The organism is Shewanella sp. SG41-3 (assembly GCF_014164545.1).
Taxonomy (GTDB): Bacteria; Pseudomonadota; Gammaproteobacteria; order Enterobacterales; family Shewanellaceae; genus Shewanella; species Shewanella vesiculosa.
In genome coordinates this window covers 99,360-116,158 of record NZ_JACJFJ010000006.1, presented here as the reverse complement: position 1 = coordinate 116,158, position 16,799 = coordinate 99,360, and the positions used below count along the sequence as shown (strand labels likewise).

Below are 16,799 nucleotides of genomic sequence, written 5' to 3'. Positions count from 1 at the left end.
ATGAAATTGTTGTCTTTTTCAATATGTGTATATTTTATTATTTTTTCAAACAACACGTTAGCAACAAAGGAAATTGATTATGAAGATGTCAATTTCTTCACTTTGGCTGCGAATGAGACTGTTTTGGATGGCAAAAAAATACAGATTCAAGGATGGTTAGAAGTTTGGGGTGACTTTGATGATGGTAAATACTCAGTCTATTTATATCCAGTTGATATTAGCCGAGGGAATAAGAATTCTTTTGATAGAATAAAGGTTGTTGTAGATAAAGAAGTATTTGACTTTGCTAAAGAAAGTCTTAATCAAAAGGCTGTTCAAGTAATTGGTATTTATAGCCAAAAAAAACCTTCAAAGAGTGGGGTTTTCGGTAATATAAGTAAATTATCAAGATTAAGGGTTAATCCATTAACTGAAAATAATTAAGACGACCAACTGGCGGTAAGAAATTAAACATAGACATTAAACATGGCCATATATGGACGCTCCCGGTGAGTCAAGATAATACTCTGCTCACCGAAGGCTTTTTGGCCTTAGTTTCCTGTACAGCATTCTCACTCTTATCGTTGCTTTTTATGCGCGCATTTACCGCTAGAAGTGGTTTTACTGCCCTGATATTTATAAAGTCGCGGGCTTAACAGTGAAATCTGAACCTAATGAAATCAGTTCATAATTATTGACTTTTTTCAACTTCAGGAATAAAGTCAATCTTACTTAGCAATTGCAGAATCTGATGATGTAAAATTCTGCAACAAAATGAATTTAAACGACTATTTTAACTATTTAATTCGAGAGTCTGGGTTCAAATCCCTATCCCTCCGCCACATTTAACGGGGAAGCCTCATCAGCAATGATGGGGCTTTTTTGTATTTATAACATTTAAATCCAAGATTCATAGTTTTAAGATTGCTATATCTTTGCCATATTGAATAAATAAATAGATAGGACTTTAAACCCACTAATTCTTGTTTGTTATAAACATGGTCATCCATCTATGTTGTTATCTTGAAAATGGCTGGCATAGTCAATTATTTCTAGATGTAGTAATTAGAGTTGATGCTGATAACCCGAAATACTGGCTGATAACCATGGCGCCATTTATTTTTAATAGATTGAATATTGCTGCTGAAAGTTGCTTAAAAATCACAATAGATTCTGACGCGTTATTCAAAGAAGAAGTAGGGGGCTTTGCCCATATTAAAAGACATTACCAGCATTTAGACCGAAAACGACGACAAGGCGTTGTAAAATTGCCAGCGCGGGTTGTGTGCGTAAACAATCACTTCTGAATCCCACAAACTATTTTCTACTTGATTGATATCAAGCTTTTCTGTTGCCTTGGTTTTAACTAATGAGTCATTTTGTGGCTATTGAGTAAACATTTTTCAAATCACTCGGTTGAATCTGTGCGTTAATAAAATCATAGCAGGTGTTGGCAACTCAAAAACGAAAGGCGTTATGTGTTACCTTAAAAACGGGTGGCATATTTTAATTGGAATATTTTGATGGAGATAGTGATCTTAAGCTCTTGGTTAAGAACATACCATGAACTCTGTTCATCCTGACTGAGTAAACTAGGCCATTTATGGCTTGATTATTGTTATTGTTGAGCCACGAAATAAATAGCAATTTAGGCTGAGAATTTCACATTAATGCCAGTAGAGGCAATCATATTCTGCACGTCCCATCATATCCTGCATATATAGACAAGAATTAACCTAAGGGGTCTTTAAGCATGAATAAAGCAAAGAATAGCGGCAGCCATCATTTGCCAGTTGACACTTTCAGTAGCCACACCCCGACAGCAACACCCGTTTCTCACCCCATACCCACGGGGTTTGTGCGCGTGCGCGGCGCCCGAGAGAATAACCTGCAGAACGTCGACGTGGATCTACCCAGGGACTCGATAGTCGCCTTTACTGGGGTGTCCGGCTCCGGCAAATCCTCGCTCGCCTTTGGCACCATTTTCGCTGAGGCCCAGCGACGTTTCTTCGAGTCCGTCGCGCCGTACGCCCGGCGCCTGATCCAGCAAGGCCATTCGCCTCAGGTGGATGAAATTACTGGATTACCGCCAGCCGTCGCACTGCAACAGCGCCGAGGAACACCCAACTCACGCTCAAGTGTAGGCACAGTTACCACCCTCTCGAATTCCCTGAGGATGCTTTATTCTCGAACAGGTGTCTATCCTGATGGGGCTTTGCGCCTCGAGTCAGACTCCTTCTCACCCAACACCGCCATGGGCGCATGCCCTAAATGTCAGGGACTTGGAACCGCGCACACAGTCACCGAGGCATCGCTGGTGCTCGACCCTTCACTGAGTATTCGCGAAGGTGCCGTCACGGCTTGGCCTGGGGCGTGGCAGGGTAAGAACCTGCGTGACATTCTTACAGCGCTCGGTTATGACGTAGATAAACCTTGGGAACAGCTGTCCCGCGCCGATCGCGATTGGATCTTGTTCACCGAGGAACAACCCGTGGTCGACATCATGCCGGAGCGGGAAAGGCCCCGACCTTACAAGGGAAAATTCTGGAGCGCGCAGAGTTATGTGATGCACACGCTCGCCGATTCAAAAAGCACCTCTGTGCGTAACCGTGTATTGAAATATGTTGAATCAGGGCCATGCCTAACATGCGCGGGCAGCGGACTGCGCAGCGAAGCTCTCGCGGTTACCTTCAACGGCCGCACCATAGCCGAGCTTAACAGCTTGTCGCTCACCGAGCTCCGCCGTGTGCTTGACCGTCCGGCGGCCAGCAATACCCCAGGTGAAACTATCACCAAGGATCTTACTCGCCGCCTCGATGTGCTGCTCGATCTGGGCCTCGGATACCTCAGTCTAGGCCGCGCAACACCCACGCTCTCTCCTGGTGAAATGCAGCGGCTGCGCATTGCCACCCAGCTGCGCTCTGGGCTTTTCGGTGTAATCTACGTACTCGACGAACCCTCCGCTGGGCTGCACCCGGCAGATGCCGAGCCGCTCCTTGCCGTACTCGAGGAGCTCAAATCTAGCGGTAACTCAGTTTTTATCGTGGAACACAATATGGACGTGGTGCGCCGCGCTGACTGGGTCATCGACGTCGGCCCACATGCGGGAGAGCAGGGCGGAGTTGTCCTCTACAGCGGACCGACGGCGGGACTCAAAGATGTACCCGCCTCGATCACGCGAAAATTTCTCTTTGCAAGCGAGCGCCCCGTTCCGGCGGCACGCGAGCTACGACATCCGCTCGGATGGCTTGGCCTGACGGGGATCACCCGCCATAACCTACGCGGCCTTGATGCTGAGTTTCCGCTCGGCATACTGACCGCGGTTACGGGTGTATCGGGTTCTGGCAAGTCCACCCTAGTGAGTCAGGTGCTCGCCGAGACCGTAGGCTTGTACCTTCATCCAGATCTAGATCCCAGTGCCGAGATCGCATCCACAGCCTCGATGAATGGCGAGAAGGATGATCAACCCGAGCCAAAACCCGTCGAAATCACCACGGTTGAGACGATCACCGGGGCGGATCTGATCGATCGACTGGTGCGCGTTGACCAGAAACCGATCGGTCGCACACCGCGATCCAACCTCGCCACCTATACAGGCCTGTTCGATGCCGTGCGTACCACATTCGCCGCGACCCCCGAGGCTCGAAGCCGAAACTTCGGCGCCAGCCGGTTCTCGTTCAACGTGGCGGGCGGCCGCTGCGAGACCTGCCTTGGCGAGGGATTTGTGGCGGTCGGTCTGCTTTTTTTACCAGGTAGTTATATGCCCTGTTCCGACTGCGGCGGCACTCGATATAATCCTGAGACCCTCGAGGTGACGTACTGTAAGAAGAATATAGCCGAGGTGCTTGGGCTTACCGTGGATGCGGCAATGGTGTTTCTCGCCGATGTGCCCTCGGCATTGCGCAGTCTTAAGACCCTTAGTGAGGTTGGGCTCGGCTACCTGCGACTCGGCCAACCCGCCACCGAGCTTTCCGGAGGCGAGGCGCAGCGCATCAAGCTCGCGACCGAGCTGCAGCGGGCACGCCGCGGCCATACGCTGTACATTCTCGACGAGCCCACAACCGGGCTGCATCCTGCCGACGTGCTATTGCTGCTCGCTCAGCTCAACCGGCTCGTCGATGCTGGCAATACCGTGATCGTGGTGGAACACAATATGGACGTAGTTGCCGCCGCCGACTGGGTTATCGACATTGGCCCTGAAGGCGGTGACAAGGGCGGCTGCATAGTGGTCGCCGGCACGCCCCATGCTGTGGCCGCTCATCCGGCGAGCCGAACGGCGCCTTACTTGGCCCAGTGCGTCTCTACCAACTGAGTTTACTGTTTGCCGTGGCAAATTGAGTAAACCTGACGCGCTGGGGCCCAACCTCAGCGTCAGTTCATAAGCCACAATAGTTCCTACACGGGTTCGACAGTGCAGCACAACGAGTAGCAAAGTAGGCAGCATAAATCTATCTGTAGTAACACACTAAACTATCACTTCAGTATTTAAACTGATTACATTTTAACCGCGACAGCAAATAGAGAGGCAGTGCGAAATAGCACTGTCTCACAAACTACCGTTATTTTACTGATCCAAAAGCGTATTGTTATCATGGAAGTTAAATCTGATAAGCGTTTTTAAGCGGTTGTAATGGTTAACTCATATTTTGATGGTTAAAAAATTGACTTTTTAATTCAGGAATAAAGCCTGTTTCAGTTAGTAATTGCAGGGTTGATTTTAGCTTGTGAAACTAACCAATTGAAACAGAATGATTAATTTAATATTTAACGCGAGAGTCTTGGGTGTAAACTCTTTTGGGAGCATTGCGGAGGCTTTATTTATCCATGGCCTTATTCCACATTTGCTTATAGGTATTACGGGTTCTTGAGCTTAGAGGGCGCCATAAATATTGCTCAGAGAAAAATGTCTCATCTCCGACTCTGGCATCTTTAACTAATTGTGGGTCGAGTAACTTAGCCGTAGCGCCATTCACGATAATAGAACCATACATTTCTAATATGCGTTTTTGCACTGGTTCGCTGATCATAAAGTCGATTAGTAAATAGGCCGCATCTAGCTTTTCACCTTTAACATGCCTTCCTATAGCTAAAGTATCTAGCCACACCGTTTGGCCTTCCTTAGGGGTTGCTAGTTTCCAGTTTTGTCCGCTTTTATTGGCAGCTGCTACCCCAAACCAATATGTGGTGGCCAATTCTAGATCTTTCATGCGCTCTACATCAGCCATACCGTTCCAAAATGAGTCTGCATTTTGGACTAGGCTCGTCAGTTTAGCTTGCACTTTAGGCTTATCAAACTCTGTAGCATCTATGTCGTAGAAAGATTCTGGTGGGTAACCTAAAACCAGTAGCGTGGTATAGATGTTGGCTTCAAATTGATCGCCTGTGATAGCAAATTTAGCTTTATTTTCCGGTTGCCACAGTTCTTCCCAGGATTTTGGCTCATCTCGCTTTGCTGCATTGTAAGCCAGGCCATAGGAGCCTCCAAGTAAAGGAACTGAATATTTTTTGCCTTTAAATTCATCGTATTGACTGTTTCTTAATGAATTTAGTACTTTGGGGTAATGACTCAGGCGACTAAAATCTATGGGTTGTAATACCAGAAGTAACCTGTTTTTATTCATCTTGTAGTAATTGTGTGTTGGGGTAGTCACATCAGCGGCTCTGGCTCGCAGTTTGTTGAAGATAAGTTCAGGATCTGTGATATAGGGATCCATAATATTTAGCTCAACTTCCATCCCCTTAGATTTAGCATAGACCTTAAAATCTTCTTTAAATGGGCTGATATAGCCTTCCCATTCTAGTATGTTCAATGTCACGGCTAGGGTATTTGTCGACATCAATATACCAGTTAAAAACAGGTTGTTTACTCTTAAGTATTTACCTATTTTCACTATGTGTATCCTTATTTAGTCACGAGCTTTGATTTATCGAATCAGTAAAGCGGTGAGTTCATCTAACCATGCATCTCATGTGTTATAAGGATTGTTCATAACAAGGAGTTTAGCCAGTTTGGCATAGCGTTTTTATTTGATACTTTGTGTTAATAATCTCATAAACCAACTACGGCAAACTAAAATAAACCCGCTTCAGTTGGTTGCACGCCGATACAAGTAACAGGTTTTTATCCGGTGTTAACTTAATTAAGTCTAAAAAACATCAATATGATATTTTCAAATAACATCATATTTTTATTCAATTTCCCGCTTACAAAAAGTGAAGTTTTACAGACCAAACTGGCTAAATTTACAGACTTTTGTTAGGTTTTTTATGTTTTACCCACCAATGTTGATTATTTCAGCCTGACTTAAGCCACAAATAATAAACTAGTCGATAACGTATTCAATGAGTTGTTTACTATGAAAAATAACAAATATTAAAAGAAGGAAGTCGTTGTTATATGAAAATCAATCTTATCGCGCTAGCCGTTGCAGGTACACTTTCAACCACCCTGTTTCTCACGGGATGCCAATCAGCATCAGAAGCGGACAACAAGCAACAATTACAGGTTAGTCCACTATCCGCAAATCCTTTATTTGTTGCTAGCACATTACAATATCAAGCCCCCGATTTTAACATTATTAAAGATGAGCATTTTCAGCCAGCACTTGAGCAAGGTATTAAAGAGCATTATCAACAAGTACTGATGATTGCTAATAATAATGATAAAGCCACTTTTGCCAACACCATAGTTGCACTGGAAACTAGCGGTGAACTACTCAATAGAGCAGCGAATGTGTTTTATAATTTAGCGAGCACAGACAGTAACCCAACACTGCGGAAAATTCAGGGTGAAATGGCACCAAAAATGGCGGTTCACTCGGATAATATCCAACTCAACTCGGCATTGTTCTCTCGTATTGACTCACTTTATCAACAACGCCAGCAGTTAGGCTTGAGCGCCGAAGAGATCCGTCTGATTGAGGTTTATCATCAGCGCTTTATCATGGCTGGCGCTAAGCTAACCGATGAGCAAAAAGCCCAAATTAGATTACTCAATGAAGAGCAATCAACACTCACCAATGAATTTAGCCAACGCCTACTCAGGCTGACGAAAGAGATTGCAGTTGTTGTTGATTCTGAAGAAGAGCTTTCAGGATTATCTGTAAATGAGCTCCGAGCAGCGAAAGCAGATGCGAGTGCACAAGGTCTTGAAGGTAAATATCTGCTAAGTATTACTAATACCACCCGCCAACCTGTATTAGCCAAGCTTGAAAATCGCGAATTGCGCCAACGTGTTTGGCAGGCTTCATCGACTCGCGGAATGAGTGGTGATAACGAAACCGCATCATTGGTGTCACGTTTAGCCCAGCTTCGTGCTGAGCGTGCAGCGCTATTAGGGTACGATAGCTGGGCGGATTATACTCTGGCACCGCAAATGGCTAAGACGCCAGAGGCGGTATATGAAATGTTTGGCTCTATGGTGCCCGCTGTTGTCGCTAATACCGAAAAAGAAGCCGCTGATATTCAAATGATGATCAACAAGACTGGCGCTGATTTTACCCTAGCACCATGGGACTGGGCTTTCTACGCTGAAAAAGTACGTAAAGAGAAGTACGATCTCGACGCTGCTTCAATCAAGCCTTACTTTGAATTTAACCGTGTATTGGAAGATGGTGTTTTCTTTACCCTTGAAAAACTCTACGGCGTCACCTTCAAGCCACGTCCAGATTTACCGGTTTACCATAAAGATGTAAAAGCCTATGAAATGTTTGATGTCGATGGCAGTTCGATGGCCATCTTCTATGCCGATCACTTTGCCCGAGAAGGTAAGCGCGGCGGAGCATGGATGAGTGCATTTGTCACTCAATCGACATTACTTAACAGCAAACCTGTCGTTGTTAATGTCATGAATATCAAAAAGGCACCTGAAGGTCAGCCGACGTATGTTAGCTATGATGAAGTGACCACCATGTTCCATGAAATGGGCCATGGCACCCATGGAATGTTTTCAAAAGTCACTTATCCAAGTCTTTCTGGCACGGCTGTTACCCGCGACTTTGTTGAGTTCCCATCAACCTTCGAAGAAGATTGGGCCGCGCACCCTGAAGTACTGGCAAATTACGCTAAACACTATCAAACCGGCGAGATGATCCCCGATGAGCTACTCCAAAAGTTACTTAAGTCGCGAAGCTTTAATCAAGGTTTCGACACTCTTGAGTATATGGCGGCCGCACTGGTAGATTTAGAGTGGCATTCGTTGCCGGCAGATGCGCCGCTTCAAGATGTCGCGCAGTTTGAAGCCGCTGCGTTGAAAAAGCATGGTGTTGATATCGCTGCAGTGCCGCCACGTTATAAATCGACTTACTTTGCTCACGCATTCCCTGGTGGATACTCAGCAAGTTACTACGCCTACATGTGGAGTGAGATCTTAGCTGCTGATGCATTTGCTTATGTACAAACTCAAGGTGGATTAAACCGTGAGATTGGCATGAAATACCGCAAGACCATTCGTGAAGTGGGTAACAGTGTGCCACCGATGGAAGCTTATAAAGCCTTCCGTGGACAAGAGCCGACAACTGAGGCTCTCCTCAAGCGACGCGGTTTGGACTAAGCATTCACATTGCATCGACAAAAATGCCGCTAATTTAGCGGCATTTTTAATTAAATCAATTAAATATTCTGTTTGTGTTTTGTACATCAAACCTCAGTAAGCCTTTGTTTTTTTAATCAACTAATGCTGATTAAGTAACCTAAGCATAGTGTGTTAGTGTTGATCAAGATCAAGCATATTGTTGCTCTGTGAGTCTACACTCATTAATGTAGCTGTGTTTAAAGCAGTCCGACACTCCGTTGCAAACGTGTTTTTGTTAGGGGATAACATGAATTTTAAAGACTATTACACGGTATTAGGCATAGATCCTCAAGCGGATGATAAGGTGGTAAAAGCCGCTTATAAAAAACTCGCGGTCAAGTATCATCCCGATGTGAGCAAGCATGATGATGCAGAGGCAAAATTCAAAGAAATTGGTGAAGCTTACGCGATATTACATAACGCTAAAAAGCGTGCTGAATACGATGAAGTGCGTCAGCATCATTTAAATCGAAGCCAAAATCAATATGCAAATCACGCAGCTGGCGGCCAAGATTGGGGCCAACAGCAAAGCGATCCTCAAACGGATCAAGAATTCTCTGATTTTTTCAATTCAATTTTTGGTGGCAGGCATACAGGCTTTGATCCTCGCGGCCAATATCAAGGTCGACAGACTCAACCTGCAAAAGGCCAAGACATTGAAATGGAGTTCCCGATGTTTCTTGAAGAAACATTGGCCGACACGCTTAAGCCTGTCTCGTTTACTCTTCAACAACGCGATGCAGATGGTCATATTGTTGAACACCCCAAATCGTTAAAAGTTAACATTCCTGCCGGTGTAGCCAATGGTGAACGTATTCGTCTTAAAGGCCAAGGTGGACCGGGGCAAACCAAAGCCGACAACGGTGATTTGTATTTGAAAATTCGTTTTGCGCCTCATCCTTTATTTGATGTCGACGGGCGAGATTTAACTATTGTAGTGCCTGTAGCACCTTGGGAAGCCGTGCTCGGCACTAAGGTTAAATTACCAACATTAACAGGTCACATCCAATTAAGTATTCCTGCTAATAGTCAATCTGGACAGCGATTACGCATAAAAGGTAAAGGGTTACTGAGTAAAAAACATCAAGGCGATTTATTTGCGTTGCTAAAAATTGTGGTGCCGACGGTATCAGATGATACCAGCAAAAGTTTATGGACTGAATTAGCCGAAAAAAATACATTCGACCCTCGTGCCAGTTGGAGTAAATAATCATGCTGCAGATTAATATAAGTGAACAAGATAGTTGGTTGAGCAGTGATGAATTGTGTGAATGCAGTGATATTAGCCTGGCACTACTACTGGAGCTTGTGGAGCATAGTATTGCCATTCCACAGCAGGGGGAGGTGATAGAGCAATGGCAATTTAGTGTCGAGAATTTACATCAAGTTAAAAAAGCCACTCGTATACAACGTGATTTTGCACTTGACTGGGGTGGCGTCGGTTTAATTTTACAATTACTCGATGAAAGAGACAGATTAGAACATGAAGTGTATACGCTAAAACAGCAACTTAACCGTTTTAAGGTATAGCCATACCTTATGCCGCAGCCTTAGCAAGGTTAACGCGCTTTGTGCATTTATTTGTAGATGCAAAATAAGCGCAGGCTATGTAATGCCCAACGCTTATTTTGAGTATTTATAGATGCTTATTAAACCGTTTTGCCGCTAATAGTACCCCAAGACAGGTAAAGCCCAGTAGCCACAGTGCATCCTGGCTTAATGACATGACTTCCGCTTCTCTAAGCACAATGCCTCGTACCATACGAATAAAATGGGTTGCAGGTAAAGCTTCCGATACCCATTGTGCTCCAATCGGCATGGCTTCATAAGGAAACATAAATCCAGATAGTAAAATTGAGGGCATCAACACAAAAATGGTTAATTGCATGGCTTGAAGTTGAGTTTTCGCAATAGTACTTATCACTAAGCCTAGTGACAAACTGGCACAGATAAACAAGAAAGACGCCAGTAACAAAGAGTCTAATCCACCGCGAACCGGAACAGCAAAGATCCAGTGCCCAGCGCTAAGAATAATGGCGACTTGGATGAGTCCTACCAAAATGTACGGAATGATTTTACCCAGCATCAGTTCCAGTGGCCGAACCGGAGTCGCAATTAAAAACTCCATATTTCCCAGTTCTTGCTCACGTACAATGGCCGCAGATGTAAACATAATCATTGTCATTGTTAGGATAACTGCCAGTAATCCAGGCACAATATTGACCACAGATCGCTGCTCAGGATTAAAGTATTCGACCACTTCAAATGTCGGCACACTCATGCTGGCTGAGCGGTTAGCCACTTCGTCCAACGGTAAATTCCTCAATGAGCGAATTGTTGCGGCTACCATAGTATCGGAACCGTCCAAAAGCCATTGACCTACCGGACGAGTGATTTGCGATGAACCTTGTTTGGCATCAAATGCAGGATGGATGAGTAAACGTTGAGGCAAATCAAAGGGTAAATAAAGTACGGCTTTGACTTCACCATTGGTAATCGCTTTCTCAGCTTGCTCGATAGAATAATATTGATATTGAAAATCCACTGCTTGGGTTGCGATTATCGTCTGAGTGACGGCTCGGCTATAGGTGGTTTGACTCATATCGATGATGCCTGCGGGCACATGACGAATGTCGGTGTTAATGGCATACCCAAATAGCATTAATTGCAACAATGGGATCATCACTATCATGCCAAATGTCATCCGATCTCGAGAGAGTTGCTTCATTTCTTTGACAACAATCGCCACTAATCTATCCCACATTGCGACCTCCGGTGCTGGTGACAAATACGTCTTCAAGACTCGGACGAACAATTTCAAGCTGATATTGCTGACAAATAGAACTCAGGTACTGCAGAGGCTCCGATATCGACTCATTCACCAGGACCCTTAAGCGCGTACCAGATTGAGACGCAGAAATTATTGCATCAACAGCCGACAGTTTCTGTTTTAACTCTCTTATATTATCGCCACTGACTTCAATAACCGTGGCTCCCATTGATTGCATTAAGTCACGCGGCGTGCCATTTGCTCGTCTGATACCATTTTCAAGAATGGCTAAGTGATGACAGCGCTCAGCTTCATCCATATAGTGCGTCGATACCAAAATCGTTGTGCCACTGTTACTCAGATCAAATAAATGCTCCCAAAAATCACGTCGGTTTTGCGGATCAACGGCTGATGTTGGTTCGTCAAGAAACAGCAGTTCAGGGCGGTGCATAGTGGCACAGGCCAGCGCCAAACGTTGTTTTTGTCCACCGCTCATGGTGCCTGCTAGCTGCTTTTGTTGCTGCTCGAGACCATATTGGCCCAGTAAGTCGGTTATGCGTTTTTTGTCTTTAACACTGTAGATAGCCGCCACGAAACGCATATTTTCCAATACCGTTAAATTGTCGTATAAGGAAAATTTCTGCGTCATATAGCCGATTCGGCTTTTAAGTAATTCTTCATTTCCTTGCAACGGTAAACCTAAAATGGTGGCTTCGCCCGCAGTAGGCTTTAATAACCCAGTTAACATTCTAATTAAGGTTGATTTACCACAGCCATTGGGGCCAAGAAAACCGTAAATGCTGCCTTTAGGTACCTGTAAATAGAGTTTATCTACCGCGACTAAATCGCCAAACTGACGGGTTAAGCCTTGTGTTTCGATCACATTTGATAAGTCATTCATGGTAAACGAACCTCAACACCCAGACCATTAGGCAAGTTTGCATCAATAGGTAAGTCTATTTCGGTTAAATACATTAACCTTGCTCTATCTCGCTCATTTAGAGCAAAGTAAGGTGTAAACGCTGGGCTACTTCTGATATTGCGAACCGTCCCGGTTACTGGGTGTTCATAACCATCAATCCACACAGCTACAGTGTCACCGCGGTTAATTTTACCCAGAGCCGTTGCGGGCAAATATACTCGCGCGTAAAGTCGATCACTGGCTAGCAATGTCACTAATTGCACGTTCGCTGCGACTCGATCTCCAAGTTTCCAAGGTAAAACATCTACCACTCCAGCTTTAGGGGCTCGAATGCTTAATTCGGCTAGAGATTGCTGGGCATCGGCCAATGATGCTTGCGCCGCATCAGCTTGAGCTTGTGCTTGAACGACTTCTTCGCTGCGGGTACCATTTTTAAGCTCTAACCATTGCTGTTTTGCTTGGGTTAATTGTGCAGCTGTTTGATCTTTTATTGCTTTGGCTGAATCAAAATCGGCTTTGGCGACAATTTTTTTAAACCAAAGGTCTTTCATGCGCACATAGTTTCGGTCTGCTTCTTGGGCTTGAGCTTGTACTGCAAGCATTGCTGCATTAGCGGCGGCAAGTTGCTCTAAACGAGTTCCGGTTTGCAATTGCTTAAGTTTTGCTTGGGCTTGAGTCAGCGTCGCTTGTCGTTGGTTAATAAGCCATTGCGCGTGCCGAGGATCAAGTTGAAGTAACAAGTCTCCTGCGTTGACTTGTTGTCCTTCTTTTACCTGTATCGAGCTAATCTGCTCTGTTACCGGCGCTGAAAGCATAATCCGATCCCGTTCAATTAAACCCATTGCGCGGTTACCTTCTTCAGCGGTACAGCCCGCGAAGAGCAAAATAATCGGCAAGTAAATTAGATGAGGTTTCATTTTTGGACTCCTGGTCCTGAAGATTCTAGAGGTGGAACTTGAAACAGTCCTTGATTCATCACCAGCATATTGTGGGCAATCAGTTGGTCTAACATAGACTCGCTCAGGGGGAGATTCATTTGTTTGAGTAATACTTTGGGAGCAATTAATGGAAAGACCATTAAGCTAATAAAGCTTAAGCGGACCCATTTGGGATCGAGCTGTGGGTTGATTTTTTGTTGGTCGGATAATTCTTTAATCCAGTCGCCTGCATAACCGAGCATTTCATGAATAACATTCGATACTATGATGAATGCCTCATCACTGGCCTGTTGATTTAATGATTGGAAAATTAGCCGAGGCAGGGCGGGGACATGTTCCATTATGCGATAATAAGCGCGCATTAATGCTTCTGGTGAGTTCTGTTGTTTTTTTAAATCATGCTTGAATACACTGGCGACAGGAGCAATGGTTTCTCTCACCATGGTTTCAAACAAACCAGCTTTAGAATCAAAGTAATAACGGATCATTGCTGCATCTACGCCAGCACGCCGAGCGAGTTCGCGAATAGACACACGATCGTAGCTGTTATGAAGAAAGCATCCTTTTGCCGCCTCTATCAGCGCCGCGCGAGTTTGTGTCTCCCCTTTGGGTCTTCCCGGTTTATCAGCCATATCAAACTCCGTTAATTCATCTATTGATGAATAATAACAAATACTGACTAAGAGAATAGGATATTAATTCCCCAATATAGGATCTCGTGCGGAATTATATTAATAAGCCGTATTTTGGTAAGACCAATAATTATCGCGCAGCAAGCTCAATAATTCATTTTATGAACTAAGCTATAATATGGTTTAAGTAATTATATTAGCGTAAAAAAATGGCCTGAATAATAATGAATATGATTAAAAGCTAACTCTCTAATGGCGCAAGAAATGAATATATTTTTCGCGTATCTTGCTGTGTGTAAAAATTAATCTTGTTGAGTTTTTAGCAGGCAAAAATCTAATAATAGTCTACTGAGGATAAATCAACTCTTATATCCTCATAAGATCAACTATTACAATATTGAATAAAGATAATTTATTGGGAAATATATTTAATATACAGCAGTTTATTTATAATTATTTTTGATTTAGTCAGTTGTTTTTAAAGAGGATTATTTTTGTAAATATGCTTGATTTCTAAATAATCCTGAAATGATGAGCTTATTTTGTTAAAATCCCCACCAAGAACTGAATTGAGTGTCAAATTTACAGGGCTGGCGGCTCTAACAGAGGATTTATGAAGATAAATAAGGACAAATACAGTATAGATAATACCGATTATACTGTGGGGCAGGATAATATCCAAAAATGGGGCTTTGATATTCACAATTCCGTTTTTGGTATTAGTGCAGGTCTAATAGCGACCTTTTTAATTGCAATTTTAATTATTGATCCGGCAACATCAAAAGAATTTTTGGACGGTTTGAAATGGCAGATTATAGGCGCTTTTGACAGTCTATTTATGTGGTCTGCGAATTTTTTCGTACTCTTCTGTATCGGATTAATTTTATCTCCTTACGGTAAAATTCGTTTAGGTGGCGATGATGCCAAAGCGGACTATTCTAGGCTTTCTTGGATAGCAATGCTCTTTGCTGCTGGTATGGGGATTGGTTTGATGTTTTGGGGGGTTGCTGAGCCCTTAGCGTATTACACTGGTTGGTATGAAACGCCACTGAATGTGGTTGCTAATACACCTGAAGCGGCAGAGCTTGCTCTTGGTGCAACTATGTTCCATTGGGGATTACACCCATGGTCAATTTATGGCGTTGTTGCTTTGTCAATGGCTTTCTTTGCTTATAACAAAGGTTTGCCACTTTCAATACGCTCTGCTTTTTATCCTATCTTGGGTGACCGTACTTGGGGTTGGCCTGGGCACATTATTGATATCTTAGCGGTATTAGCCACATTATTTGGTCTTGCAACGTCATTAGGTTTAGGTGCTCAACAAGCCGCTGGCGGATTCCAACATGTTTTTGGTATCGAAGCTGACTTAACCTTACAAATCACGATTATTGTGGTTGTCACATTACTTGCCGTTATTTCTGTGGTACGTGGTCTTGAAGGTGGTGTTAAAGTGATCAGTAACATCAATATGTTACTTGCGGTTGCTTTACTTGTGTTTGTTGCACTTGTTACTTTTGCCGTTTCCATGGGGACGATTCCGACCACGGTAATGGGCTATGTGAAAAATATTATTCCATTGAGCAATCCTATCGGTCGTGAAGATGAAGCTTGGATGCATGGTTGGACTGTGTTTTATTGGGCTTGGTGGATTTCTTGGTCTCCGTTTGTGGGTATGTTTATTGCTCGTATTTCACGCGGCAGAACCGTTCGTGAATTTCTGGCCACTGTATTGATTGTTCCAACTGTAGTAACCATTTTATGGATGTCTGTATTTGGTGGTATCGCTATCGATCAAGTGATCAATAATGTCGGTACATTGGGTAGCAAAGGGCTAACAGAAGTGCCATTAGCTATGTTCCAAATGTTTGATTCGTTGCCATTAGGTAATCTGTTATCAATGCTGGCGGTACTTTTAGTGTTGGTGTTCTTTATTACCTCTTCTGATTCAGGTTCACTTGTTATCGACAGTATTACTGCTGGTGGCAAAATAGATGCTCCGATCCCACAGCGTATTTTTTGGGCTGTCATCGAAGGTGCTATCGCTGCGGTATTATTGTGGGTTGGTGGTACTGAAGCGATTGAAGCATTGCAGGCCGGCGCGATATCAACAGGATTACCGTTTACCATTATTCTGTTAATCATGTGTGTCAGCTTGCTGTTAGGCATGCGCACCGAGAAACATAATAAAGGCTAGTCTTAATCTGTAACAAAAAGCCGATGATTAATTCATCGGCTTTTTTATGGGTTAATGGTTATCGGTGGGACTATAGCCACAATTTTCTAATTTCAGTATCAGAGCTAAAATGATAGTTAATTTGTGCCTGTAGTAACTCGGCAGTGGCAATCGCGTCGGTTAGGGCATCATGAGGTGCATAAGCGGGTAAGTTGTAACGCTCTCGAGTATTAGCCAGTCGAATTGACACCTTGTGTTTGGGTTTAAAAAAACTCAATATTCCCTGAGATTTAGCCCGTTGTAAATTAGCTTCAATTTGCATGGTATCAATCACTGGGAAGACAATGCCTTCATTAATCAACAGTCGTAAAGCGTGATCCAGAAAGTCACGTTCAATATGGCGATAATGTACCACGACCACTTTACCTGCCAGTTCATCTAAAAGCTGCTCTAAAATCAGTAACAGATCAGGTGCTCCTTGTAAATCGGAGTGGGTAATACCATGGATAATAATCGAGTTTTCTTGGAGTTTATCTTGTGGATTTAGATACCATTTTTTGGCTTTACGGCAAAAAATTCGCCGTAAATTAAACGGCACTAGACCAATACTAATAATACTATTTTGCTGCGAATCTAGGCCAGTAGTTTCAAAATCAAGCGCGACAAATTCAATGTCGCTCAATGGAGTTTCATTGCAGTAGGTACCCGCTTGATAAAAATCATATAGGCGTCGATCTTTACTATTTTTTGCTTTTAATTTAAGCAACGCTGCCCAGTTTAAAATTTCGTTATCGCTGAAATTGGTCATGAGTT

Annotated in this window: 12 protein-coding genes; 6 read left to right on the top strand and 6 right to left on the bottom strand. The window is 43.7% G+C overall.

Annotation, left to right across the window (positions count from 1 at the left end; genetic code table 11):
* Positions 1 to 423 (top strand): hypothetical protein, encoded by a 423-nt coding sequence (locus H5164_RS13195; RefSeq protein WP_220492703.1) that lies wholly within the window; start codon positions 1 to 3, stop codon positions 421 to 423.
* A 1,309-nt stretch (positions 424 to 1,732) separates the two neighbouring features.
* On the top strand, positions 1,733 to 4,291 hold the full coding sequence (locus tag H5164_RS13190) for an excinuclease ABC subunit UvrA (RefSeq protein WP_182756579.1): 2,559 nt from the start codon (positions 1,733 to 1,735) through the stop codon (positions 4,289 to 4,291).
* A gap of 502 nt (positions 4,292 to 4,793) precedes the next feature.
* Here H5164_RS13190 and H5164_RS13185 read toward each other — a convergent pair.
* The gene (locus H5164_RS13185; protein ID WP_182756577.1) at positions 4,794 to 5,870 is read right to left on the bottom strand and encodes a PotD/PotF family extracellular solute-binding protein; all 1,077 of its coding nucleotides are present in this window, start codon (positions 5,868 to 5,870) and stop codon (positions 4,794 to 4,796) included.
* A gap of 506 nt (positions 5,871 to 6,376) precedes the next feature.
* Between H5164_RS13185 and H5164_RS13180 the strand changes: the two genes are divergently transcribed.
* The 3 genes from H5164_RS13180 (at position 6,377) to H5164_RS13170 (ending at position 10,081) form a co-directional block, all read left to right on the top strand.
* A complete protein-coding gene (locus tag H5164_RS13180) occupies positions 6,377 to 8,530 on the top strand; it encodes a M3 family metallopeptidase (protein WP_182756575.1) in 2,154 nt (717 codons plus the stop codon).
* A gap of 268 nt (positions 8,531 to 8,798) precedes the next feature.
* Entirely contained in the window at positions 8,799 to 9,761 is a 963-nt protein-coding gene (locus H5164_RS13175; RefSeq protein ID WP_182756573.1) for a DnaJ C-terminal domain-containing protein, read from the top strand.
* Positions 9,762 to 9,763: 2 nt separating this feature from the next.
* On the top strand, positions 9,764 to 10,081 hold the full coding sequence (locus tag H5164_RS13170) for a chaperone modulator CbpM (protein ID WP_124015966.1): 318 nt from the start codon (positions 9,764 to 9,766) through the stop codon (positions 10,079 to 10,081).
* 106 nt (positions 10,082 to 10,187) lie between these two features.
* Here the strand turns inward: H5164_RS13170 and H5164_RS13165 are convergent, their stop codons facing one another.
* The 4 genes from H5164_RS13165 to H5164_RS13150 are packed head-to-tail and all read right to left on the bottom strand — an operon-like array spanning position 10,188 to position 13,813.
* A complete protein-coding gene (locus H5164_RS13165; RefSeq protein ID WP_182756571.1) occupies positions 10,188 to 11,315 on the bottom strand; it encodes an ABC transporter permease in 1,128 nt (375 codons plus the stop codon).
* The gene (locus tag H5164_RS13160; protein WP_182756569.1) at positions 11,305 to 12,222 is read right to left on the bottom strand and encodes an ABC transporter ATP-binding protein; all 918 of its coding nucleotides are present in this window, start codon (positions 12,220 to 12,222) and stop codon (positions 11,305 to 11,307) included. Before H5164_RS13160 ends, H5164_RS13165 begins: the two co-directional genes overlap by 11 nt.
* On the bottom strand, positions 12,219 to 13,160 hold the full coding sequence (locus tag H5164_RS13155) for an HlyD family secretion protein (protein ID WP_182756566.1): 942 nt from the start codon (positions 13,158 to 13,160) through the stop codon (positions 12,219 to 12,221). Before H5164_RS13155 ends, H5164_RS13160 begins: the two co-directional genes overlap by 4 nt.
* Entirely contained in the window at positions 13,157 to 13,813 is a 657-nt protein-coding gene (locus tag H5164_RS13150; protein ID WP_124015970.1) for a TetR/AcrR family transcriptional regulator, read from the bottom strand. The genes H5164_RS13155 and H5164_RS13150 overlap by 4 nt, the downstream gene beginning before the upstream one ends.
* A 613-nt stretch (positions 13,814 to 14,426) precedes the next feature.
* Between H5164_RS13150 and H5164_RS13145 the strand changes: the two genes are divergently transcribed.
* The gene (locus H5164_RS13145; RefSeq protein ID WP_182697199.1) at positions 14,427 to 16,007 is read left to right on the top strand and encodes a BCCT family transporter; all 1,581 of its coding nucleotides are present in this window, start codon (positions 14,427 to 14,429) and stop codon (positions 16,005 to 16,007) included.
* A gap of 70 nt (positions 16,008 to 16,077) precedes the next feature.
* On the opposite strand, the gene H5164_RS13140 is transcribed toward H5164_RS13145, so the two are convergent.
* Positions 16,078 to 16,794 carry a 3'-5' exonuclease gene (locus H5164_RS13140; protein ID WP_182697200.1) on the bottom strand — a complete coding sequence of 239 codons (717 nt, stop codon included), beginning with the start codon at positions 16,792 to 16,794 and terminating at the stop codon, positions 16,078 to 16,080.
* Positions 16,795 to 16,799: the final 5 nt, after the last annotated feature.